This is a genomic window from Paenibacillus sp. ALJ109b (genome assembly GCF_010747435.1).
Lineage (GTDB): Bacteria > Bacillota > Bacilli > Paenibacillales > Paenibacillaceae > Paenibacillus > Paenibacillus taichungensis.
The window spans coordinates 179495-204254 of record NZ_JAAIFP010000015.1; the positions used below are offsets into that span (position 1 = coordinate 179495).

Consider the following 24760-nt stretch of genomic DNA (forward strand, 5'->3'; position numbering starts at 1 on the left):
ATCGCGAAGGTTTCAAGAGGTTTGTTACTTTTATCACAAAGTCTGAAAACTACATTTTAATATTTCCGTTGTATGTTGCTTGATGTGCAGAAAAATAAAAAAAAGAACTGCCGCATAATGAATGCGGCAGTTCTCAGATATTATGGTTATACCATCGCTGGTGTTTTTACTTCTACTGGAGGCAACGCCTGAAGACCAGCCGAGTTCAGGAAGTTCCACGGTTTGTTGTAGTGTGGTTGGAAGAAGAAGTCGATGAAGGCCAGCTCATCTACCGTCATGTTGTTCTGGATGCAGACAGAGATCGTATTAATCGACTGTGTCAGATCAGCTTGTGACATGACCTGCGCACCAACAATGCGGCGCGTAGCCTGTTCATAGATTACTTTGAGCAGCAGCTTCTCTGCCGTTGGCATGAACTCTGGACGGTAAGCATCTTCAAGCGTTACAGCTTCAACCACCAGACCCTCATCCGCAGCAGATGCTTCCGTCAGACCTGTACCTGCAATATTTTGCTCATAAATTTTAATTCCTGATGTGCCTTGTGTACCCATATATCGTGTCGTAGGACGAACCAAGTTCCGTGCTACGAGTGTTCCCATCCGCACTGCATTGGTTGCCAGTGGAATGTACGCTGCCTTGCCGGTTGGGTTGTAATGAATTGCACAGCTGTCTCCAGCAGCGAAGACGTCTTTTTGACTGGTTTGCATATATTTATCCACGATGATTGCGCCGTTTGGCAGCATATCCACTTGGCCTTTGAGCAGCTCGGTATTTGGACGGAAACCAATGCACAGAATAACGAGGTCTGTATCGAACTCTCCTTTGGATGTAATGACCTTGTTCACTTTGCCATTCTCTCCGGTAAATTTCTGTACAGTTTGGCCCAGTGCCAGCTTGATGCCGTGTCCAGTTAACGTTTCTTCAATGGCATCCGTGAACTCGGGGTCGAGATATTTATTCAAAATCCGATCCACGCTATCAATCAGTGTAACTTCCTTGCCGTTCATTTGGAAAGCCTCCACCAGTTCAATGCCGATATAACCTGCTCCTACCACGGTAATACGTTTGGCATGTTTAGCTTTCTCAATAATCGTGTTGGAATGGTTGTAGTTTTTGCAAAGTAAAATGTTATCCATCTCGATGCCTTCCAGCTTCGGTACGACAGGCCATGAACCTGTGGTTACAATCAACTTGTCAAAGGTATCTTCAAATTCTTCCCCGGTTTTCAGGTTTTTAGCCTGAAGTGTATGGCCCGCCGTATCCACTGCAGTTACTTCATGCAGCATTTTGGTAACGACGCCTAGCTCGGCCAGTTGATCTGGCGAAGAGTAGAACAGTCCGTCAGGATCTTTAACCACGCCCCCCACATATAGCGCAATGCCGCATGATAAGAAGGAGATATTGTCATTGCGCTCATACACCGTGATGGTAGCATCCGGGTACAACTTGGCGGTGTTAACGATAGCTGCGGTTCCTGCGTGTGTACATCCGATAACTGCGATTTTCATAAAAAGTTCCTCCTCGAAATATATAAATAAGATATTGAATTTAACGTCATTGTAGTTGTGAAAAAATTCACTACTATGAGAATGGTGTTATGTGATTTATTTCACTTTATACACTCATTATAATGTGATATTTTTCACATTGCAAGAGGTTAATCAAAATAAATTTTGGTCGAAGGGGTTTTCTTTACGAGCAAGCGAGTTATCGACTCATCTTTAATAACTTCAGTTTTCCCCGCTAGTGGCTGATTTATGCTCCCAATAAGCGCCGTAACTACGGATGAAGGCCGTATACGAAGAGGAATGCGCTGGAAAATTGGATCAAAAAAAGCCTGTCCTCCAATACTGGAAACAGGCTTTATCATTCATTTTATACGCCAAGCAGCTTTTCGATCTCTGCAGTCATGGCTTCAGGGGATTCTTTTGGTTCAACACGCCCTACAACTTCACCTTCACGATTCACGAGGAACTTGGTGAAATTCCATTGGATGCTGTCGTCTTCACCAACACCAGGTTGCTGCTCACGCAAATACTTGAACAAAGGATGAGCATCCTCACCATTCACGTCGACTTTGGCAAACACCGGGAAATTAACGCCGTAGTTGATTTGGCAGAACGATTCCGCTTCCTCGCTGGTACCCGGCTCCTGGCCGCCAAACTGGTTACAAGGGAAACCCAGTACAACCAAACCTTGATCACGATAGCGGTCATAGAGCTTCTGCAATTCACCGTATTGTGGAGTCAGTCCACACTTGCTGGCTGTATTGGCGATCACCAACACTTTGCCTTGATACAGATCGAGTGGAACTTCCTGATTTGCGGTCGTTACCGCCTGAAACGAATATACGGACATGACTGATTCCTCCCATGAGTATGATGTAAGTTTGGGCTGCTGTATGTACTGTACCGAATGACCATGCGGCACACAGCCTGTCTCTATATTATAGACCTGAGGCGATCAATTACCAAATCTGTGATTAAACCCTGCTCAAGTTCATATCGTAAAAACCTTCGTCCGTCGACATGGACATATTCCCTTTTAGCCTGACTTCGCCGCCATAATAGCATCATAACGCTCTTGCCGCTCTGCCTTCGTCAGTTTGGGACAACTGTAGCAATAGTTCTGACCGCCATACACTTGATGGTGCAAGCAGCAGACTGGTTTCATCAGCATGGTTTCTCCAGGTTGATGCGGATTATCAATCTCCACCGGTTTGAAGGTTAGCAGGTTCTTCTTCAACCCCAGAATCTCTGGAGACATCGCGATTACATGCTCATACCCTTGTATAACCGTTTCACGTTCCGTCTCCGTGATGTTCATCTGTAACGCTGTCGTTTTGAACCATCTCAGCATGGATGCGAGTTGTGCCCACATCTGACCTGGATTTGCTCCTCCAGCAACAGCCACACCTTCAATCAGTGGACGCAGCTGTTCACCGTAATATGCGGTTAATACATCATTACGCCAAGAGGATGGAACGACTTGAGATCCTTCCATCAGATTCGGATGTGATTGCTCGATTGCATTGTTCAGTTGAAAACCAATCACCGGACGGTCATCCTTTACCTCCAGCTGCATATCTATGTTCTTCAGAGACAGATCCAGATAGGTGTCACATAACGCCGTCATGTAGTGAACCCCAATCATCAGACCACGAACCGAATGCATGAAATAAACAGCCGCAGAGCGAAGAGAATCGGCCTGAAGATGCTCATTATAAGCATCAAGCATAAGTTTGGCTTGCTCCGGATGTCTTAATTCTGACAAAGGCATGCCAAAGACCGGTTCATCGATCGTCCCGGTTGTTATTCGTCCATATTGCTGTAACCAGGTGTAGTTGATTTCTCCCATTCCTGTAGACCTCCTAGAATGCGAATGAGCCGCGTGCATAACGCACAGCGGCTTCATTCTATAGTTTAGGACCACATATGGTCCGTTTCATTAACTTCCTGTCGCGTGACGAACACGTTGCTCTGTCCGTCCTCCAGCATGAACCATTGCACTGTTCATGACCACTTGTTCTGGAGGTGCTGATTGCTGACGTTCACCCGCAAGGGCGTAAGGCAAGCAGAGCGGTACACCGGAACGTGGATCAATCACGATATCAGCTTCAATGTTAAATACTTCGCGCAGCACATCGGAGTTCATAACCTCTACAGGTGAACCTGTAGCGATGGCTTTACCTTTCTTAATACCAATCATGTGATGCGCATAACGGGAAGCATGGTTCAGGTCATGCACAACCATAACGATTGTACGGTTTGCTGTGGCATTCAGTTGCTCCAGCAATTGCAGTACTTCAAGTTGGTGAGCCATATCCAGGAACGTTGTTGGCTCGTCCAGGAACAGAATGTCTGTCTCTTGTGCAAGAGCCATGGCAATCCAGGCACGTTGACGCTGTCCACCGGACAGTTGATCGATTGGACGATCATGGAACTCCGTCATGCCTGTCACTTCGATAGCCCATTCAATCATGCGTTTGTCTTCAGCACGCATCGAACCAAAACCTTTTTGATAAGGGAACCGTCCGTAGGACACAAGTTCGGTTACAGTAAGTCCTTCAGGAGCTGTTGGATTTTGTGGCAAAATCGCAAGCTGCTTGGCTACTTCACGCGTAGACTGCTTATGGATGGACTTCCCGTCGAGCAATACACTACCTGCTTTTGGATTCATGATCCGTGCCATTGTTTTCAGGATGGTAGACTTTCCTGAACCATTGGCTCCAACAAGTGCTGTAATTTTCCCTTGAGGAATTTGAATATTCAGATCTTCAACAATCAGTCTTTCCTCATAAGCGATATCCAACTTGGACGTCTCCAGACGAAACATGCGATCATCCCTCTCTCATTTATCCCGGTTATGTATTCCGGCTATGACAACGAAAACGAAATTATAGTTCAGCTTATTTCCGGCGCAACAAGATCTTATACTCTAAAGATACTGATAATCATTATCATTTGTCAACAGTAAATACCAAATTCCATGACGGTTAAGAGCTGTTTTTGAAATGTTTTACTAGAAATCGGTCAGATTGTCCGCACTTTATGTGAGAGCTTTTCTCATCGTGTACGTGCATTTCATCGCTTTGCGTATGTTTATCCTTGCCCAGCATTTTAATAATGTGTCCGAATTGTGAAAAACAGGCCTGTATTGATTCATTTTTGTATATGTCATCCTCCATCGCTTGAACAAAAACAAAAATACAGCCCCTACGAAATTCTTCGAGGTGGCTGTATTCACATGAATAACACATTCAATTAATGCCGCTTAGAGCTTCGGTTCCGGGACTAGGTTGATCACAGTCGTTCCACTCTGAACACTCACGATGTCCTTCAGATCAAAATCGGCCGAAAGCTCCACTTGGTGCCCATAAGGATACAGACGATCTGCTTCTGCAACAGTCAGGTTTTCCACTGAAGATGAATCTGCTCTCGTAGACTGAGATGGATCTGAAGCCGTGCCGTCTGCATCTCCCTGTCCTGTGCCTTCATCCGTAGTGTCAGAGGCTGTGCCAGTACCTGCATCCGTCGTGCTCCCTGCTGCTGGGTCTGAAGTGTTGTCCTCCGTTGAGGCTGAATCTGCCCCCTGCTCGGCTTCTCCGCTCTGCTGAGTATCGTCCACATTATCAGAACCTGCTGAGCTTCCTTCAGACGTACCCTCTGAGCTGTCACCAGCTGTACCTTCGCCATCCGGCTCCTCATTTCGGTTGAAACTCTCCCATTCACCCTCAGCATTGAGCTTCTGTGTAGTACTATCTTTCAAGTTCCATTGGAGAGTGTCCGTTTGCAAAGCATTGCTGTCCGTTTCGTCTCTGTAACGGATCACCAACTGGGCAGGCGTCTGTGTACCGTCGTCCGCTTCGGATGCAGGAACGAGGTAGGCGATCTGTTCAGCGAGCTCCACCACCGGTTCAGCGGGAACAACGGGCTCCTGTGTCGGTGGAGGTGATGCCGCAGGTGTCCCCGCCTTATCGCTCATCAAAGCGTACGTGCCTCCAGCTATACCAAGAATCAGGATGACAATGACCGATCCTAGAAAAAGGTTCTTCCTTTTACCTGTCAGCATGCGCACCAGCGGGGAAGCCAACTCTGTTTTGGCGCGGTCGTAGGCCGGCTTCATCGTCTTGCTTGCTCTGGCATAATAGGGTTTGAAAGCTGACTTTGACTTGAAAGCTTCGCGATCATGGGACTTGAAATAAGCCACGATTGCATCCGAGTATCCCTTATGTGCGTTGGAGCCGCGAATAAACAAACGTTGATTCCCCGACCACTCCATAAATTGATACAACACTTCTGTGCGTCCTGAACTACTGTAGATAAATTCAATCAGGCCTGGATAATCGAGTCTGTTGCTGCCGCTACCACCGCGATAGAAAGCCAGTGGCAGTGCTTCAAATGAAGCCGTATCCGGGCGCTCGCGAAGCTCTCCGGCAAGCCAGCGACGCGTCCAGCGCTGGAGCTCATTACGTTCGGCCAAAGAGAGGGATTCCAGTTCCTCTTCCTCACGCCCTTCACCGCTAAGCCATGCTCTCGCTGCCAGCATCATGTTTGTACGCGCAGATACATCTGAGCCCTGGCGAGCAGCCCAGTCCCGAACCTCGTTTCCGTGCAACAAAATATCAATGCTTAACAGCTGTTCACGGTTAACCCGCTCCAGATCGAGATCCTGGATCATAAACAAGTTAATAACGTAAGCCAGCTTATCTGCGAGCCGGGTTAAATCCTCCTGATACGCTGGTGGTTGGACAGCGGGCCCAGGTCCACCTTTCTGGTTAGCGCGAACTGAAGCTCCAGACTGTCCAATCCGGGCGGTAATACCCGTGTCTAGGGAGCCTGCAACTGGTACACGATCCAATACACTAACCCGCTTAAGTGCCTCATTGGCAGACTGAACAGGGTTGGGTGCAGAACACAAACGTTCACGCAGCTCGGTTGAAGTCCGTTCCAGCAAGAAACTATTGTGAATGGCAGACGGGTGAGATGTAATCCATCTCTGGATCACTTCCACAACATCCGCAGCTGATTCCGTGCGTTTCAACTGATTATCCAGATAGGGCTCAAACAACAGTTTGGTCAGTGATTCGTTCGCGAGCACTTTGTCGAAGAAAGCACGGCTTAACAGGCTGTCCCGATCCAGCAAGCCGTACAGTTCCTGCACTGCACGCATACGTTTCTGCGAACGGGCGTTATTAATGCCATAGATGAAATAATCCACAATTCGGGACTGTACGACTGGCGCAGCGACCCGAAAATACTCCCCGATGCGTGCTGCAACTGATTCCTCAGGTACATTCTCCCGTTTGACGCTGTCCAGCTCACGACTAAGCAACGTCAGGAACAACTCATTCAAACGAGAACGTTGCTGCGCTCCGCCTTCAGGCTTCAAGTAGGTGAGCAATCCACTTAGGACATCGCTTTTGTTATCCAGGTACAACTCTTCCATCCCCTGCTCCAGACGATAGAACATAGAAAGTTCCCCGTATGCTTCAATGGAGAGCTCCCGTCCAGGTTCCATTCCAGTTAGCATCTCATCCGCAAAAGTATAAAATGAATCGGCTGCCGCAGGTTCGTGCAGCAATGACCAAGCGAATTCCGCATATGGAAGCTTCGCCACAGATGCATCTGCATGGGTAACTCTGCCCGATACCAGATCAAAGGTGAAATCCTTCTCCGTATTCCGATCTTTCGGACGCAGCGTGCCCCGCTCCACAAACTGGAGGTGGATGCCTTTCTTCGCCTGCGGCTCCTTCGCAAACGTCATGAATCCCAACTGCCGCCGGAATGCGTATGGTAAAGCCGTATATAACAAACGCAGCAGTCCCTTGGCTCCGGCAGTAACTTCCTCAGCGGGCACATCCAGCGCTATATATACCTTCCGACGTGTCGCTACAGCTTGCATGACGGCGTAGAGCAGACGCTTGAATACCACCTCGTCCATTTTCAGAGCACTAAGAATCTGGCTTGGGGAGCTTTGTCCAACACCAGCTGCACGTGGCAATTCAGTAAGCGCAGGCAGCACTGTGCCTTGTTCGATGTCATAGGACGTGGCGAACACAGCATCCAGCCAGCCGCCTTGCTTCATCTGCTCTTCCGAGCGTTCAGGAGACAAGACATAGTTATGAGCGAAAAAGGCGCTGCGCAGCCCGGTAAAATCAGCGGACTGGTACACATTTTGCCCAAGAATCGTCTCACCGCTCTCCAGATGCAGCAGATGAATGGACGGCGGGAATTTCGTCTCATCCTTCTCACTCCGCCCAGTCAGCTCCGCTGGAGCGTCATAGACGCAGTAGGGATGAAGCACTTTTTTGATAAAAGAAGGGTCCAGTCCCGGCGATGCGGCAACCGTATCGAACCCCTCCGTTGTGCGGAACACCCCGCGCCGCTCTCGAGTATACAGCTGTTGTTCAATTGGCGGGGTTACGGAAGAACGCATCATCCCACTCTCCCCTCAATGTACTTCAGCTTGTACAACAGCCAGAGGAAGGGTTCATCCACGCGAATCGGGCTAACCACACCCTGCAATTTCATATCCACCGGATTGCTGCCCAGCGCAGATACTGCGAAATAGGCTGTATCCTTGAAGTACACATCCATCGTGCCCTTGAACGGACGGTCCACCTTCTCGATAAAACGCCGGATCTCCCCGTCGATATTTTCGAACTCAGTTAAGTCAAACCAATCGCGGTGCACCATGTTGCGGAAAACATTACTGTTGGATTTGATATAATCGCCCTCTTCGTCCTTGAGGGAGTGCAGCATGTCACTTTTGGTGAGTACAACGGCTGTCGGAATATTCGTCTTGGCTTTGTCCTGGTACGCGATAAAGTCACCGAACATCGTTAACACCACATCACGCGGCTCATCGTATCTTGGCGTCCACTCGCCTGGCTCGTTGCCAAGGTTGATGCGGATTTTGTCCCGGATAGAACGAATCTGAAGCGGGTCCACCATGAACAAAATACCTGCCGAGTTCTTGATATGCTGCCCGTGAAGTCCCAGATAGTCCTGCTCCACCATACCTTCACCAGCGACGTCAAAGAACACCAGTGTCAGCGGGGCTTTATCTTCATCCTTGAATACAAATTGGAAAATAAACGGCTCCTGCAGTTTCTCCTTCTGCGTTGAATCCAGCAAATCGCCCCGCTCGAATAGCGGTTCTTCATAATCGGCTCGAAACCGGCGGCTAATCTCCGCATTCAGCGGCATGCAGGCCGCATCAAAATGATCGGCTGTGTAATGCTGCAATGTATGAATCAATGAAGTCATGTAGACGGATTTACCCACCTGGGATGCACCGATAATGGAAATGATATTGCTTGGTGCTTTGCCTGCTGTGACAGGCAGCTCGTTATGGCACTGTGGACACAGCCGACGCCGTGTAACCACACCATAACGATCGTTCAGGCCCATCACAATATTGTCCGAATAAATGCGATGTTCCTCAGGTACATCATGCGGAGCCAGCACAGCCTCCATATCAAACACCGTATCCAGTCCAAACCGTTCGCGATATCGATTGAGCTTCGCATCTTCCCCAAGTGCGTAGTCCTCATCGTCGTCGCGATGATGCGCAGCCCGGAACACAACCTCCTCCGGTGAAAACTTGCTGAAGCAATACGGACATACGATATCGTAAAACAACGGCCGCTCTTCCGGCTGCTGTCTCTTCAAAAATCGACTAAAAAAGCTCATAGCCGCTCCCCTCCCCTGATCAGTTAGACAAAAAGCCTAACTATCTAGTCTGATATAAGCCTATAGGCGGCTCCATACTTTGGTCCGTCCGTGAAGAACAACCTCACGTAATCGTCCTTGGCTACCTCCACGGGTGGCATTTCATTTCTCCCGGGAGCAAAATCACTCACAAAAGGGTACACCGTGCCATCTTCCTTATTTAACGGAACCCCGCCTTGCTTGCGGACATAACAGAGTGCTTCCTTCGGAACAGGTGCTTCCGTTGTAACGGTCATCAGTACACTTTTTCGTTTCTGAAAAAAACCGCTCTTGTACCGGATCGAAAAGCGAATATCCGCCTTGCCTGCACTGGCAACTACCGTGTTGTCTCCATCACGCTGACGCACCAGAACTGGCCCGTCCTCCTCCATCTGACACACATGCACCGTGTAACGAATTGCACCAAAACCCGTGATTCGATCCATATATCCATTGCTCGCCTTATATTCTTCTTTTGTGTATAACTTCAGCTTGCCCTGTGCAGCCTGCTCCCCGGTACGATCATCACCCATCATATCGAGCTCCAGCCGTTCAACATATACAGCTTCCACGCTCTCTGGCCAGAGCCAGCGAAGTGTACACTGGCTCTCATCCACTGCAAGTGTCAGTCTGCGAATCAGGGGCGCTGAAGGGTCTGCATCCGTAAAACGCATCTATCGCCTACCTCCAGACGTTAAAATCCTTTGCTGCGCGAATCTCTTGCCCGCTGACCGAATCCTTCCACCGAATTGGTTCCTCCGCCAGCATCGCGGCGTCCACGCGTCTTCCGCGGTGTATTTTCCTTGATCGGAATGATCCAGCTGAACAGGGTTAACACACCAGATAAGATGAGCATCGCTCCGAATCTTACAAATGTATCGCCAACCGTTGATCCGTCCAGGCCCCATTCGAGCAGAAGTCCTGCCAATAAACCAGACACGGCACCCCCAATTCCGAAACTGAGTGCGAGATGACGATTATCGAATACAAGTCCTAGCGACACGCCCAGTGCGACACCAATCAACAGTAAGGCAACCACTCGGAAAATAGCCAGATACGTACTGTGCTCCATCATGCCTGTACGTTCGGTCACCAGCGTTCGTTCATCAATCGTATCGTAAATTTGCTGGAATGCCAGATTAAGTCCCCCGGAATCCGGCACATCATAGTACATACCGCCCGTTTGCTGTGCGATATGACGAAGCAAGTCGGTTCCGGAAGGGTCCACCAGACTCAGACCTACCGTATTGACGGCAATCTGTTCATTCGCATACTCAGACAAAATGCTGGATGTGTCTGCATCACTGAATCCATCGGATAACAGGATTGCTACCGTTCCGCGTTTCGGGTCCTGTTTGCCCTTAATCTGCTCCATCGCTTCCCGCAGTACTGCATCGAAATTAGTCCCGCCCGAGGTCGTCACGATGCTGTCTATTTTGCTGTACACCTCTTTTTTAGCAGCTTCGCTGTCCAACGGGGTGAACGACTGGAGCAGCTCGGGTTGATCATCAAAGGTAATCACAGCCACCTGTTTATCGCTTTCCATTTGGCTGATCAGTGTTTTGGCCGCTTCAAAGCGACCGTTATCCGGGTCTGTCTCACTCATACTGCCTGAGTTATCGATCATCAGCACGATATCCTTGACTTGCTTCACACCGCCTGGGTTAATCTGATACAGCAATTGCAGGGCAAGTCCGACGACAAACAACAGCGCCAGCGTTGCTGGAACAAGCAGTTTCCAAGATAGTCCCAGATATCGCAGCTTCCAGGAAGCTCCGTTCAGCTTTGGCGAGATCATCTCTGCGAGTAAACAGAATAATCCGACGCTAAGCGCCAACACGCCAAAGTATAGTCCCATCAGCAATAGACGGGGCATTTCCCCGAGCCATTGACGCAGCATGATTTCTCCAGCCGCAAAGCCCACAGCTCCGCCAATTAGGCTGAACAGGACCAGGAGAAGATTAATTTTTCGCTGCATGTTTGCATGCATCCTTTCCAAACCAGCCGATGAACGGCTGAATTAATACGAAACCGGATGAAGAAAAACAAGAAATTTCATGTTCATGAACGGAAAACAGATCGACGACGTCAAGCCACTCCCGGATACAGCGAGCCAATAAGATGCACTTTGCCCGGCTTCAGGCCCCTGGTTCCGTCGTCCATCTGTACCTCCCTTCCGTCCATATAAGATACAGCCTTATGTTTTAACGCATGGGTGACAGCTTCTCGGCCAGATCGGAGGGATGGAGCTCATAACCATTCTCCGTATACGAATCGTAATACACCCGACCATTGCGATACACCATCAGGTCTTCCAGATGGAAGCCCCCCATCAAATTCAGCTTCTCCACACCACTGCTCCGTTCTTCGTATACCACACCCAGCTTATAGATCCGTGACGTTTCTTCGGCATGCGCCGCATAGTCCATGAAGGCACTATGATGATCACCAAAGAAATATTTTTCTTCATAACGATGTTCCTGCGTATAGTCGAATACTCTTACCCGAACGACTGCCTGTTCCTCCAGTGTGCGATACAATCGGCGGAACAGATCATCACGGGTCAGTACATTTTTGTCGCCATACGTAATGGTAACATTCGCCCGTAACAGCAATTCTTCTTCGAAAGGTACCCGGAGCGGTTCTGCTGTAAGCAGCATCACATGACATACCTCCATCAGGCGTTGCAGGAGTCGCTCGTTTCCTTCTGTGGCAAGCCGGTTCATGTCCCCCATATAGCGGTCCTCGAACCAGACATCCCGTCCACGCTTCGCTTCCAAATCTGCGATTAACACTTCCGTCACTTTGCCATAGTACTCCATTACGTTCTGACCGATATATTCATCTGCAGACGCTATGCTCTCTACCGCTGTCTCACGCAAAACACGCTCCAGCGTTGCCAGTGTTTCCGTTACGCTGCGGCTGAACGTATGCAGTTGTTCCATCTCTGTGTCGTAGACACGAAGCAGCTGCAATTCATTCTCCAAACGCAGCAATTCAACTTTCGGCACATACACGCGTTCCAGCAAACAATCGATCAGGTTGCGCACGTTCTGTTTATCACGGAACAAGGCCCGTTTGAACGATTGATCCTCTACCCGCTCCTGCTGACGCTGCTCAAGCAAGGCACGTGCAGATTCAAGCTGCACCGATTTATCACGAATCAGTCCAAGCAAAGCCTCACGCACGCTGCCGAACCCATTGTCACTCCAGGCGGCCCACTGAAAATAGCCAACCTCAGGATGCTCCGTACGTGATTGCTCAGCTTTGCGACGAAGGGAGTCTTCTGTGCTGCGCTGACGTACTCGTTCCTCGGCAAGACGGACCACGTTATCACGGAAGTACGCCTCTGCGCCTTGCCCAAACAGTGCTCTCTCCGCTTCACGCAGCGAGAGCGGCTTCAGATCGGAGAAGCTGACGTTATGCGTCATTATGCCGCTCATGCCGCTCACCAGATCCTCATCGGGAAGAATCCCTTCCACTTTGCGCTCTACCGAAGCCCCATCCAGTCCAAAAAAGGCAAGCTTGTCCTTGATGCTCCACTCAGGTTCTTGCTGCATCCGCTCAAGCAAATAACGATACAGATGATACAACACCGCGAGTGCAATAGGTTTGTTCGGCCGTCTAATCTCGGCAAAACCTGCACTGGCATAACCATGCTGATCCGAGGTCGTACGAATGTTATTTTTGAACGATGTATTGTTATACGTGTTGGCCCCTGTGCTTGTCACTGAACCAGAGTTATCTCCATCCTGCTTCCGGTTCTTGAGCAGGCAGATTCGGCAGATGATCTCGGCATTTTCGATCCACCCGCCAGGTACGCCAGTTCCCCGCTCGTTTTTGTCTGACAAAATATATACGAGATCGAATAGTGGAGAAGCGGGATGTACAACCGGAATGGAGATACCGTCCTCCGTAACCAGCAGATTGCCATTGAACGTATAGTCCAGCCCCTGCATGTAATCCAGTTCCCGCAGAAAAGCGAGTCCCGCCGCGCTTGCATATCCAAAGGAATCGACCTGCTCCATCTCGCTGACCAGCACATGCAAATCGGTCTGTACCGACTTGAAGGATTGAGCCAGTATCGTCTCAGTTAGCTTGGTAAGCTCCGGCAACAATACATTCAATGGATCATCTGCTCTGGTCACAACGGTCACGTAGATTCGATCGAACGATGAATATAGGCGTCCATATTCGGCAATACGATTACTCACCCGCCGCAAAGTACGATTCAGACCAAAGAGTGCCTGATCTGAATCGTGAAAACTGCGATGAACATCCTTGCGAAGCGTTTTGGAAGGTCGATCTGTCTGTATGGTGGACAAGGGAAGCACGTGACGTGTCACCTGACCATCATCCGAAGTGCTGCCATTCCTTGCATCACTTAAGCCGTTAACACGCGCATATCCTGAATGAGCACCCGCACTGTAATGGTCATGCTTCGTTTGCGCGGGGTCATGGTCACGATGTTGGGCATGCTCCTGATTTTCCGTTCCAATCTGTACATAGACTACACCTTCTCCGTTATCCCACTTCAGCCGGTTGATTTCCTGGACAGCAGACACTGCCGGAGCGACCTGGTCACCCACAAACAGGAACAACGCAGGGTAATGGATGCTGCTGCGACCATCACCCAGGCTGCCTTGACGCTCCTGCTCAGTTGCATACTGTGCTGCATACTTCTCCAGATTGCGTTTCAGAGCATAGTTCGAGCTGAACTCCATCCCGGCCGCCATCTTACTTCAGCCTTCTGCGAATGTCATTCAGTTTCGATGACATCGTTCTGTAGAACTGATAGATATCTTCCCCGTTCGCCAGTTCCACTCGCTCGTATTCCAGACGATCACGGGACTCCATGAACAATGCAGCCAGATCATCCAATTTCGTAAGCAGTGGCGTGATATCTTCGGAAGCGGTCAGGTCGTTATCGCGGCGGGACGCTTTGCGCAGCAATGTGCTGCGATCCTTCTCTGCCAATCCACGGAAGTTGCCAAACACTTCATATTCGGCAAAGTTGCGGCTCTTCATCAGGTTCGCAAACGGCTCCCACGCGTCTTCTTCCGGATCACGATCATAGACGTATAGCGCGCCTTTCTTCACGATGGTATCGGTGTATAGTGCTTCGATGAAGCGGTCATACCACTGCTCCTCGTCCTGATGCTGGGCGAGAATGCCTTCCAGCTCGGCGACTTTGGCCGAGATGGCGTTCATCTTCGCCAGTTCTTCACGTACCCGCGCGATCAGCTGCGGGGAACGCACCAGGTTTTCTTTGGCCATATCTTCATTAATACTTCCGAAAATGTCCTTCACCGACACCCGTGGCAATCCTTCGGATTGCAGGCGTTTCAATTCCATGACTGCCCGCTTCACTTCACCCAGGTTCGGGGTGGTGGACGTCAGGCGCATGTCGTAGGCACCCAGCTTCGCAGACAGGTCAAACGGTTCCGTTGTCACAATTGCATAGCGGTTGCTTGTATTCTCATCAATGGATTTGGCTGTCACAATGTTGTATCCAAGCGCCTGCTCGAATTCGGTACGTACACGGGCATTGTACTGCTTCACCCGGGCATTCTCGTACACATCTCCCCATGACTTTTCTGGAATTGGCGACGGCAGATAGGTCCAGTTATTCTTTTCGGTTTGCACCAGATGGCGTCCGATACCTTCTTTGTCCAAAATGGTACGTTCATAACTTTCCTCATATACTTTGAGTGGTGTGTACACAAACAATGGTACCCCGTTGCGAGTGTTCAGCCAGAAGATCCGGTTGCGCACTTCACTTTCCTTAACGGTAAAATGAGATTTGCCCACCGCATTATTCTGATAATTGCGAATCCCTCTCAGAATGCCCGGGGCCTGTGCCGGCACCGATACGAATCCCCAGGATGGGAAATGCAGACTGCCCGTGCTGTTGCTCAGATTGAACACCGGAACTGCCTCATCATCCAGTTTGCCTGCAATGAAGCGTTCCACGAATTTCTCTACCGACTCGTCCTGTCCATATTTGATAACCAGGAAGTCCTCCATCGAGCGGGTAATCAGATCTCCGAACTTCTCGGTCAAGAAATCAGAGATGGAGCTGACGATATCGATCTCGTTTTCTTTCACCCACTGGCTGGAGTTCTCCAGCAATTCACGCGAGAAATCACGGATCAAATCATCCGTATCGCGCTTGTCCAGCAGTCCATCCACCACACTGACGATATCCGGCACACTTACAACGTTCCAGTAATACGTTTTGTTGCCTTTGTGATCGGACTGTTCTTCGCCGCGTGTCAGGATATCCCCGTTTTTGGAGAAGATCGAGCTAAGTGCGTTCAGCGTTTCAGTAAATACGTTATAAATGCGGCTGTTCTCCTGGTTCAGCAATTCGTACAGGTCCTCGTAGAACTCGATCATCTGATCATTGCGTTCCACATCGGCGTGCAGCCAGTACTCATGAATTTTTGCTTCGATATAAGCATTCTTCTTCTTCTCTTTGGAGACAAACGCACTCTTCGCATCGCCCAGCTTCTCTTCGGACTGCTCCTGAGCGGCCTCAATGTCACGCGGAATGCGGAAGACATTTTCACGCAAGGTTTCAATGTATGACTGAATCATCTTCAGCACACAGAAGCCTTTTTCCGTGTAGATCAGACGGGAGACATAGAATGGACCCTGTTCAGGATGCAAAAACATACGCCGGATCTGTTCGGTGAACTGACCCGCAATTTCTCCCGGCAGTTGCTTCTTCGCCTTGATATATTCTTCACGGGCACGAGCCAGGAAGTTCTGCTCCAGTTCGGTGTCCATGTTCACGACCTGTGATTTCACCACATTGCCATAGGAGAGACGCTCACTGTTCTGATAACCTGGCAGCGGCTCCGGCACACGGGCTTCAAAGGACTTGACCACACTTTCGAGATCAATGCCCAGCTTGCGGGCAAACTTCTCGGTATCCTCCTGGTTCGGTGCTTTGGAGAACATGGTGTTCATTTTGTCGAACATGCGGTAAGCCAGATAAGTCGTCATTTCTTCAATCGGTAGTACCGCTGAGGATGCACCGATAATGTTGTAATCATAGTTGGCCGGATAGGCTTTGTTCATCTGTGCAATGTTCGTGCGAATGTTGCTAATATAATCGTGGATGGCAAACTCCTCGCCGGATTGCTTTTCCTCACTCGCCATAAAGTTAGTGATGTTCTCGGCGGTGACGTTCATGCAGTAATCATAGGCGTTCTCCAGCAGTTTGCCTTCCGTGTTGGTTGCGGAAATCAGATGACACAAGTTGAACGGTGGCAGCGGTGAATTCACCGTCAGAATGTTGCCGTATTTCTGAGAGAAACGCTCCCCCCGGCTATCCACGTTCATCCAATAATCCAGTTCCTTGAGCGCAGCGTATCCATTCTTGCGGATGTACTCACGAGTGTGCTCACTCAAGCTTTTATTGGACAGGTTCACGTCTGGGGTGAACAGATATCCAAGCGTGTTCACACGGTCAATCCCGGCAGAGCCGTGATCGCGTTCGATAATCCCTCGCACAATATAGGAAATATCGAGGAAGCAACCACTTCCCGTACCGCCGGAAAGACCTGTCAGCAGGAACACCATCAGTTTCTTGTTGGTGCCTACAGATAATGTTTTGATCTTTTTGTCGATCGCCTGCACGACCTGGTTAATCTTCGTGAAAAGCAGCAGTCGTCCAGCCTGGCGCACCCCTGCAGCGCCGTTCATGCCATCGGTGATGCTCAGCTCCGGAGACAGCCAGTCCGTAATATACGGCTCCAATACGCTGCGGTTCTGAAGCAATCCACCAATCTCGGCATTGGACAGCAATACGAATTCATTAATTGGATCGAGTCCGATGCCTTTATACTTTTTGGCGCGATCCTGTTCGTTGGTTTCAAAAGCAAGAAACTCCACGTTGGACGGTTTGTCCATTTTTTTCTTGGATACCGGGTCCTGTGGCAACTTGAAACGTCGGTTAATCTGGTATTTAAGACGCAACAGCGCATCGATACCTGTTCCTCCAAGACCGATAATCAGAATCGGGTTATCAATCGTATCGACTCTGATCTTCTCACTGACAATACCTCCGCCAAGCGATACATCCAGTTGCTGAATATGTTCTCTAACAATCGGTTTCATTCGTTGTCCTCCTTAGATTAACGCAGTCGGAACTACAACATAATTACACTTGCTACTCCGATGACAGAACAACCTTCCGATCGCTGTTATCCCCTGATTTTTTGATTTATTTTACAAAGGTGAAAATCTGGGGATAAGGGCGCAGCATATGCTTACGAAGCAGCTTTCTTCCAGAAAGCTTTTAACTCCGCTTCTTCAGGTTATTTCTGTCCTCTACGTTCTTGTGTAAATGGTTAGATCAAATTATATAGCTTACATTCACTTAGGCCATAATTCTTCACACCAGATACTCAATTAAAATGGTCTTATCCGCCTGTTGCAGCGGGATGCTCAGTCGGTCACCGTTCTTCAGTTCAACTCCTGAGCTTGCATCAACGGCACGGCCGGATTTCTCCAGCGTTCCGCCTGCGGTGTTGCGGATTATAATTCGATCCCCATTGCTGGGCGTAAATACATACTTCTCGGTTTCCTTCAATTCAGGGTCCAGCTGTAACAGCTGGTGCAGATGGAATCTGCCCCGGAAGGATGCCAGCTTTTTATATTGCGGGTACGACTTGTCCCCGGTATTTTCATCGCGAATTTCGACAACCATCTGTCCGACAAATCCACGGTTTTTGCGTTTCAACCAGCCTAGCAGGAACCATACACCCACAGCTACCACGATCAAGGCGATCACGCCCAAAATAACAGGCATCCATGGAAACGGCTTATCCTGATCGCCCGCAGGAGTCGTTGGCTGAGTTCCGCTACCGGCTGCTCCGCCCGCATTGATCGTAATTGGAGCACTTTCCCGGTAGAAGCTGTCTTCTTCTGCACGGATAACAAGCTCGTAGTTATGGTTGTCCGGCACTTCGAACGTTCCGGCGAACCCGGAGCCCGTGTTTTCGAGCGGCTGCTCCGTGCTTTTGCCTGTATCCTGATCGTTTACGACCAATGTCGCCTTCATATCGGCATACAGATCATTATCCTGTAGAGGCTGTCCTCCATTCTCTAGCTTGGCGGTCATATCCACTTTGTCGCCCTTCGTATAGGACTTGGTCTTAATTGGGTCCACAACGAGCTGGAGATCATAGTTGAACAACAGGTTGATATCGATGCTGTCTTTCGGAGCCCCTTTTACCCGAAGTTTCCAGTCACCTTCCTGAGGCTTGAGCAGCTTCACCAAGGAATAACTCTTCGAAGTCGAGAGCTTGGCTGCGTCAGAGTTGAGATCTACGGCCTTGCCAGAAGGATCGGTCAATTCAATCTGGACTTGTTTTGAAGACATAATTGAGATGTTGGCTTCAAGTACACTGTCGTTCGGTACGTTCACGGTAACTTCCTGATAACTGCCGTTTCCTGTAATGGAGGGCAGCTTCACGACATTCAGTTTGGCATGATCAGCGAAAATCTCACTCAGAATCTGGGGTAGATCATCCGGTGTATCTGTGATAAAAGACTTGCCTCCGGTCTGCTGAGCCAGATCTGCAAGTGCGTCCTTGTTCAGTTTGCCGTCTGCGTTCAGTCCAATCGTATAGACGGGAATCCCCTGATCCTGTGCTTCCTTGACGGCTTTTGCCAGATCCGCATCGGATTGAGACTGGGTGCGACCTTTCGTTTTGTTAAAATCGTTGTTGCCGTCAGCCAGCAGCACGATCATTGGTGAGTGAGATGCGTCTGCCCCATGGTTCAGCACATTCACTGCTTCAGCCACTCCGACAGAGATATCGGTATATGGCCCTCGGCCGAGCTGATCAATAAAATCTTTCAGGCTGCTCTTGTCCGCATCGGACTGAATCTCCAGCAATGCCTTTTCCCGCTCCACCTGATCGGTGTAAGCGACAATCCCTACCTTGTCCCCCTGGACCGGCAGCATATCAATAAACATTTTCATGGCTTCATTGCTGATCTTGTCACGGTCACTTGTATTCATTGAATTACTTACATCGGCTACAAGTACCGCATCGATTCCGCTTGTCTGTGCCTGAGCCGCTGCAGCATGTGGCAGCAACGCCTGAGGTAGCAGCAGCGTTAGAAATGCCAGCAGAACCAGAGTTCCGCTGAGCCAGCGTATTTTGCTTGTCCGCAGCATTGGGTGTACTCCTTCACGTTTGAGATTAAAATGGGAATAGTTTATTATAGGCGTCAAGCCTTAAGGAAATCTTAACAGTCTACTAATAAATTCTGAAAAGCACCCCTATCTTCAGTTACAGTTTTGTAATGACTGACAAAAATCGACGAATTCACGTCATTAACTGGCATGAAAGTTCCAACTATGGAAATATGATATAGTTATTGCCAGCAAACTGCAATATAACGACTTGATCAGTAAACATTATAACTACGCATATTTTAACTATGCCTAGAAAGGAACGGATTATGGTTACATACGGATGCCTCGCCATATTGTTTCTTTTTGTCATTATAAAGGTGATTGCGTTCCTGCTTCATCGGCGCAAACCCGTTTCCCGGGAAGATGCCGATCGAACCCTCTACACTATTCTGAATGGCGAGCGTGATTGAGCATGAGCACTAAACAAGTTGTATCCATCAGACCTTTTATAAGAACAACGCATGCGTTTCAAAAGTTGCGTGTCTGCAAGCGGTGCGGCCAGTATACCTGCCTGTGGGAGGATCACTGTACTGCCTGTGGGCGCGGCACCCTTGCTACAGTGGAAGAACGCGCCTCTTCCCGCGTGAAACGCCGGATCGCACGCGACCTGTTCATCACAGTAATTCTTGGTGCAGTTGCTACCTATTTTGGTGAAACCATAGACCAAACGATGGCGGCGGCCAGCGTCTCCCTGCTGCTTCTGGCTGGATTGATCTTCATGCAAAAGCGATCCTTCCAAGTTGAACAGCAGCGTGAACTTAAACGCATGCTGCGTCAGGATGAGGAAGCGATTCGCCAAGGCATTAACCGGAATTGGGCTCTTGTCGCAGAAGCGCGCAAGCAGGATGAAGCGCTCGCCTATGAAATGCTCAGGGAAATCGGTTCACTCGTCTATAACGACCGGATTCGTCTGCAGCAGGTTGCGCTGCTGCAATCCTTTGTACTGCGCAGTGATATGGATCTGCAGCTCAAACCTCTGCTGCTGCGCAGCTTCGAGCGGCTGCTCGCTGAATATATCGGTGAAATCGCACGGCTGAAGCCCGAATTGGTCCGTGAAGATGCGATCAGGTATATCGCCACGTACGAAGTGAATATTTTGCAGTTGCACAACGGGATTCAGATTCTGACAGCTGTAGCTGCCGCTGCTGTACGGAAAAGTAAATATATTGAGTTGTTCCCAAGTCTTATTACCCGCTACGCGCGCTTTATGCCCAAAGATCGGTTTATGCGGCTCTATCGAACTCTGGAGCTGTATCCTGGTAAGGCACGCGGTGGTCTGGCGGAGTCGGTTGGTCGGGTCTATAACGAGAAATATCGGGATTCGTACGCAGATGTTCGTGTGTAGAGTTGATGTATATGGACTCGAAATGTAAATTAGTGCAAACTCAATCCCTGCTATATAGACGAACCAAAATTCATTTACCCCTGCATGCGTATTGGATTCACGCGTGACATTGTATAGTTTTTATCATATAAGCTTCGACGAAAAAACACCCCATCCTTAGGTCTAGGATGAGGTGTTTTGATATTTGGAAAATATATGGTGTCCTTCCAGACTACTTGCCATGGGTTTTATCGTTTTTACCGCCCGCGACGAGAATCGCGGCGGTCGCTCTTGGCCGGCCCGCGCCCTGCGGAGTCCGGTCGGCGTGAACCTTCACTGCGCCCGGAGCTGCGCTTGTCGGCGCTACGGCCGCCCCAGCCGCTGCTGCGCTCATCGCCGCTGCGACCTGCACCACGTCCGCCTTGACCCGCTGCACCGCGACTGCTGTCGCTGCTGCGCGCGGAACCACGGCCTGCGCTGCGCTCGTCGCCACTGCGGCCGCCACTACGACCACCGCTGCGTCCACCTTCGCCGCCACGGGAACCACCACGACCACCACGTCCGCCTTCGCTGCGGCCGGTACGACCTGCGCCGCGACGGGCACTGCCTGTCCCAGCGGAGCGTCCGCCAGAACGTTCTTCATCACCCTGACTGTTGATGGAACGTCTATTGGCTCCAGTTGATGCTACCGGACCTTCACTTGTCCATTGGATACGGGACAGCTTCTGGTTGGTGCCTTCCTCAATACGAGCAAGCTCCGGTCTGTCGTGTTGTGTTGCAAATGTCACGGCAAGGCCCGTGCCGCCTGCACGACCCGTACGGCCGATCCGGTGGATATAGCTTTCCGCATCATGCGGCATATCGTAGTTAAATACATGCGTTACGCCTTCAACATCCAGTCCGCGTGCAGCAACATCCGTAGCAACGAGGATCTGCAATTTCGCGTCACGGAATGCTTTCATTACATTCTCACGCTTGGATTGGGACAGGTCCCCATGAAGTTCATCGCTCGCATAACCTGCTTCACGCAAATCTTCATTCAGCTTGGAGGCACGGCGTTTGGTCCGACAGAAAACAATCGCCAGGTACGGGCGATACGTATCAATCATGCCGCGAAGTGCCTCAAGTTTGCCACGATCCGTGCACTCCAGCACCTGCTGGCGAATCTGATTGATCGGAATTACGGACTTGGAGGATACCTTCACATCTTCCGGGTCTTTCATATAGTTCTTCGCCAGGATGCGAATGCCTTTTGGCATCGTTGCCGAGAACAGCATTGTCTGACGTTTATGTGGCAGTTCACGAAGAATGGTCTCCACATCATCCAGGAAGCCCATGTGCAGCATTTGGTCGGCTTCATCCAACACCAGTTTTTTCACATTATCCAGCTTCAACGTGCCACGACGCAGATGGTCCAGGAGACGTCCCGGCGTACCAATCACGATCTGTGTACCGTTTTGCAGTTTGCGGAGCTGTTTGTCCACATCTTGTCCGCCGTATACCGCGAGAACATGTAGCTTATCGTCGTTTGCAGTCAGCTTCTTCGCTTCTTCCGTAATTTGCAGCGCCAGTTCCCGCGTAGGGGCAATAATCAGTGCTTGCGGCGAGCGGTCGGATACATTAATTTTCTGTATAATCGGCAGCAAAAAAGCCAGCGTTTTCCCTGTTCCCGTCTGCGCCTCAGCAATAATATCGCGCCCACCCAGCAATACCGGAATCGAACGCTCCTGTACCGGAGTCGGCACGGCGATACCCTGATGTTTCAGGATCTCGCACCATTCCGGGCGAATGCCCAGTTGTTCAAAGTTTGCCAATCGTTACACCTCTGTATATTCATTTAGATAAGTCCATTTCATAATTGCTTTCACTTGGCTTCAATCAAGACTAGTTTTCCGTATATCAATCATGATTATGAAATGAATTTTTTAAAAAGCAATCGGTCCGTTGCTCTTCTTCTCCATACCCTGTAGTTTACACGTTAGTCAAGCAAAACAAAAGGGGATCGGGCGTTACTTTCCTGCATTTGTCCACAAATGTCCCGGATCGTTGTGTTTAAAGCGTTAACGAATCATACAGACCTTATACCGCAATCATGACACTCTAAGGAATTGTAACGAACTTCAGCCCTGCTATTCCGGCTAGATTTAGCGAAAAAATACAGATAGCGGGCATATAAATCGCCTAAGGTTCGTTAGAATATCGGAAGCTTGAAATTACAGGAAATAGGACTTGTAGGGGGCCTTAGACCTCAACTAATTAAGCATTTTGCTACCCTATAACAAAAAAGGGCCATCCCTGTCATGATCCATCATGACTTGCAGGACAGCACCTTTTATCATCTATCAATGTTACTCATTTGGATTTAGCTATAGCTATTAAATTACGAACTGTGCCCTTGCACCGTGGCAAATCCACTTTTTTCAAGCAAACGAGAGCTTTCCTCGTTCAGTCCGCGCAGATGTACCGTTTTGCCTAGCTTGGCATATTTGAATTTAACTTTACCAATGGCAACAACCGCCGTGTTATCCCAAATATGTGAGCCACCAAAATCAATTGTGATTTCCTGCGGATCAGCCTCAGCATTGAACTCATCGACGAAGCGGGAAGATGAACCAAAGAAGAAAGGTCCGTGGACACGGTACACCTTCTGCCCCTGCTCCTCATTTGCCTGCACACGAATCTTGGTCTGTTTCCAACCAAAATGAAGCACACTAAGAACAACGCCGACCATTACACCAATAGACAGATCGTGGGTATACACTACAATAGCAACTGTGACTACCATAACAAAGGCTTCCGCACGTGGCACACGCGCAATGTTCTTGATAGAACTCCAGTCAAACGTACCGATGCACACCATAAACATCACACCTACGAGCGCGCCCATTGGCACCTCTTTCACTACACCGCTAAGCAATAACAACAATATGGCCAGAAAAGCGCCAGCCGTAAATGTGGATAATCGACCTCGACCACCAGATTTCACATTAATAACCGACTGTCCAATCATCGCGCAGCCACCCATGCCGCCGAAAAGGCCATTAACAAAGTTGGCAATCCCCTGACCACGTACTTCACGGTTTTTGCTGCTCTTGGTCTCGGTCATTTCATCCACAATCGTTGCAGTCAGCAAAGATTCCAGCAAACCTACCAGAGCCATCGTGAACGAATAAGGCAGAAGGATCATTAGCGTATTAAGAGACCAGTCGATATTCGGCAGATGGAACATAGGCAGGGTACTCGTGAGATTCCCCATATCCCCTACCGTTTTGACATCCAGATGTAATAGCGCCGTAATGATCGTCATGATTACAATAGCAATCAGTGGAGCCGGAACGCCTTTGAAAAAACGTGGCAAAATATAAATGATCGCCAGCGTACCCGCTACCATCGCATACATAATCCAGTTCGCGCCCGTAAAATGGGTAAGCTGAGCCATAAAGATGAGAATCGCCAGTGCGTTCACAAACCCGGTCAATACGGAATGAGGCACAAATGTAATAAACCGACCCACCTTGAAAATCCCCAGAATAAACTGAATAATACCTGTCAGAATTGTAGCGGCAAACAGATATTCCACGCCATAATCCTTGACGAGTCCCACCATCAGTACCGCCATAGCACCCGTTGCTGCCGAAATCATGCCCGGTCTTCCGCCTGCAATCGAGATCACGATGGCAATCGTAATTGAAGCGTACAATCCGACCATCGGATCGACACCCGCAATGATCGAGAAGGCAATCGCTTCCGGAATAAGCGCCAGCGCTACCGTAATACCTGCCAGCACATCTCCGCGAATGTTACCAAACCATTGTTGTTTTAAAGTATTCATATCGTCCTTTGCCGGTCCTCCTACGTATTTAAACTCAAATTTGTCTTATCACCTGAACGGCAATGGAATGGTTCGTCACTGACCAACTACAACAGACAACACAAAACAGCGGAATACCCTCCGCAAAAATTCGTCTATATAAGTTAAATTACATGTTGGATTAACCATGA

The 24760-nt window shown here is 49.4% G+C and carries 15 protein-coding genes; 2 read left to right on the forward strand and 13 right to left on the reverse strand.

Annotation, left to right across the window (positions count from 1 at the left end):
* Nucleotides 1-146: 146 nt before the first annotated feature.
* The 11 genes from G3352_RS16820 to G3352_RS16870 form a co-directional block, all read right to left on the reverse strand.
* Nucleotides 147-1508 carry an FAD-dependent oxidoreductase gene (locus tag G3352_RS16820; protein WP_163758168.1) on the reverse strand — a complete coding sequence of 454 codons (1362 nt, stop codon included), beginning with the start codon at nucleotides 1506-1508 and terminating at the stop codon, nucleotides 147-149.
* Between the two features lie 367 nt (nucleotides 1509-1875).
* Entirely contained in the window at nucleotides 1876-2358 is a 483-nt protein-coding gene (locus G3352_RS16825; RefSeq protein WP_163758170.1) for a glutathione peroxidase, read from the reverse strand.
* A 186-nt stretch (nucleotides 2359-2544) separates the two neighbouring features.
* On the reverse strand, nucleotides 2545-3357 hold the full coding sequence (locus tag G3352_RS16830) for a ferric iron reductase (RefSeq protein WP_163758172.1): 813 nt from the start codon (nucleotides 3355-3357) through the stop codon (nucleotides 2545-2547).
* 90 nt (nucleotides 3358-3447) lie between these two features.
* Nucleotides 3448-4335 (reverse strand): ABC transporter ATP-binding protein, encoded by an 888-nt coding sequence (locus G3352_RS16835; protein WP_090995058.1) that lies wholly within the window; start codon nucleotides 4333-4335, stop codon nucleotides 3448-3450.
* Between the two features lie 438 nt (nucleotides 4336-4773).
* On the reverse strand, nucleotides 4774-7941 hold the full coding sequence (locus G3352_RS16840; RefSeq protein ID WP_163758174.1) for a GAP1-N2 domain-containing protein: 3168 nt from the start codon (nucleotides 7939-7941) through the stop codon (nucleotides 4774-4776).
* Nucleotides 7938-9197, reverse strand: coding sequence for a TRAFAC clade GTPase domain-containing protein (locus G3352_RS16845; protein ID WP_024632789.1), 1260 nt, complete (start codon nucleotides 9195-9197; stop codon nucleotides 7938-7940). The genes G3352_RS16840 and G3352_RS16845 overlap by 4 nt, the downstream gene beginning before the upstream one ends.
* Nucleotides 9198-9241: 44 nt before the next feature.
* Nucleotides 9242-9889, reverse strand: a complete 648-nt coding sequence (locus G3352_RS16850) for a beta-mannanase (RefSeq protein ID WP_163758176.1) — start codon at nucleotides 9887-9889, stop codon at nucleotides 9242-9244.
* 20 nt (nucleotides 9890-9909) lie between these two features.
* A complete protein-coding gene (locus G3352_RS16855; RefSeq protein WP_163758177.1) occupies nucleotides 9910-11193 on the reverse strand; it encodes a vWA domain-containing protein in 1284 nt (427 codons plus the stop codon).
* A gap of 226 nt (nucleotides 11194-11419) precedes the next feature.
* Nucleotides 11420-13951: a transcription initiation factor TFIID gene (locus G3352_RS16860; protein WP_163758179.1), complete on the reverse strand. Its 2532-nt coding sequence runs from the start codon at nucleotides 13949-13951 to the stop codon at nucleotides 11420-11422.
* Between the two features lies 1 nt (nucleotide 13952).
* Entirely contained in the window at nucleotides 13953-17342 is a 3390-nt protein-coding gene (locus G3352_RS16865) for a tubulin-like doman-containing protein (protein WP_163758181.1), read from the reverse strand.
* A 277-nt stretch (nucleotides 17343-17619) separates the two neighbouring features.
* Entirely contained in the window at nucleotides 17620-19413 is a 1794-nt protein-coding gene (locus G3352_RS16870) for a vWA domain-containing protein (protein ID WP_163758183.1), read from the reverse strand.
* A 266-nt stretch (nucleotides 19414-19679) separates the two neighbouring features.
* Between G3352_RS16870 and G3352_RS16875 the strand changes: the two genes are divergently transcribed.
* The gene (locus G3352_RS16875) at nucleotides 19680-19844 is read left to right on the forward strand and encodes a hypothetical protein (RefSeq protein ID WP_161490672.1); all 165 of its coding nucleotides are present in this window, start codon (nucleotides 19680-19682) and stop codon (nucleotides 19842-19844) included.
* Nucleotides 19845-19846: 2 nt separating this feature from the next.
* Nucleotides 19847-20779 (forward strand): hypothetical protein, encoded by a 933-nt coding sequence (locus G3352_RS16880; protein ID WP_099857405.1) that lies wholly within the window; start codon nucleotides 19847-19849, stop codon nucleotides 20777-20779.
* Between the two features lie 236 nt (nucleotides 20780-21015).
* On the opposite strand, the gene G3352_RS16885 is transcribed toward G3352_RS16880, so the two are convergent.
* Both G3352_RS16885 and G3352_RS16890 read right to left on the reverse strand, forming a co-directional pair.
* Nucleotides 21016-22572, reverse strand: a complete 1557-nt coding sequence (locus tag G3352_RS16885) for a DEAD/DEAH box helicase (RefSeq protein ID WP_163758185.1) — start codon at nucleotides 22570-22572, stop codon at nucleotides 21016-21018.
* A 566-nt stretch (nucleotides 22573-23138) separates the two neighbouring features.
* Complete coding sequence (locus tag G3352_RS16890) at nucleotides 23139-24590, reverse strand: SulP family inorganic anion transporter (RefSeq protein ID WP_163758187.1); 1452 nt, start codon at nucleotides 24588-24590, stop codon at nucleotides 23139-23141.
* Nucleotides 24591-24760: the final 170 nt, after the last annotated feature.

Coding starts and splice junctions, on each gene's coding strand:
- G3352_RS16875 (WP_161490672.1), top strand. CDS start 19,680: ATGCCTAGAAAGGAACGGATTATGGTTACATACGGATGCCTCGCCATA.
- G3352_RS16870 (WP_163758183.1), bottom strand. CDS start 19,413: ATGCTGCGGACAAGCAAAATACGCTGGCTCAGCGGAACTCTGGTTCTG.
- G3352_RS16835 (WP_090995058.1), bottom strand. CDS start 4,335: ATGTTTCGTCTGGAGACGTCCAAGTTGGATATCGCTTATGAGGAAAGA.
- G3352_RS16850 (WP_163758176.1), bottom strand. CDS start 9,889: ATGCGTTTTACGGATGCAGACCCTTCAGCGCCCCTGATTCGCAGACTG.
- G3352_RS16865 (WP_163758181.1), bottom strand. CDS start 17,342: ATGAAACCGATTGTTAGAGAACATATTCAGCAACTGGATGTATCGCTT.
- G3352_RS16840 (WP_163758174.1), bottom strand. CDS start 7,941: ATGATGCGTTCTTCCGTAACCCCGCCAATTGAACAACAGCTGTATACT.
- G3352_RS16830 (WP_163758172.1), bottom strand. CDS start 3,357: ATGGGAGAAATCAACTACACCTGGTTACAGCAATATGGACGAATAACA.
- G3352_RS16880 (WP_099857405.1), top strand. CDS start 19,847: ATGAGCACTAAACAAGTTGTATCCATCAGACCTTTTATAAGAACAACG.
- G3352_RS16890 (WP_163758187.1), bottom strand. CDS start 24,590: ATGAATACTTTAAAACAACAATGGTTTGGTAACATTCGCGGAGATGTG.
- G3352_RS16845 (WP_024632789.1), bottom strand. CDS start 9,197: ATGAGCTTTTTTAGTCGATTTTTGAAGAGACAGCAGCCGGAAGAGCGG.
- G3352_RS16855 (WP_163758177.1), bottom strand. CDS start 11,193: ATGCAGCGAAAAATTAATCTTCTCCTGGTCCTGTTCAGCCTAATTGGC.
- G3352_RS16820 (WP_163758168.1), bottom strand. CDS start 1,508: ATGAAAATCGCAGTTATCGGATGTACACACGCAGGAACCGCAGCTATC.
- G3352_RS16825 (WP_163758170.1), bottom strand. CDS start 2,358: ATGTCCGTATATTCGTTTCAGGCGGTAACGACCGCAAATCAGGAAGTT.
- G3352_RS16860 (WP_163758179.1), bottom strand. CDS start 13,951: ATGGCGGCCGGGATGGAGTTCAGCTCGAACTATGCTCTGAAACGCAAT.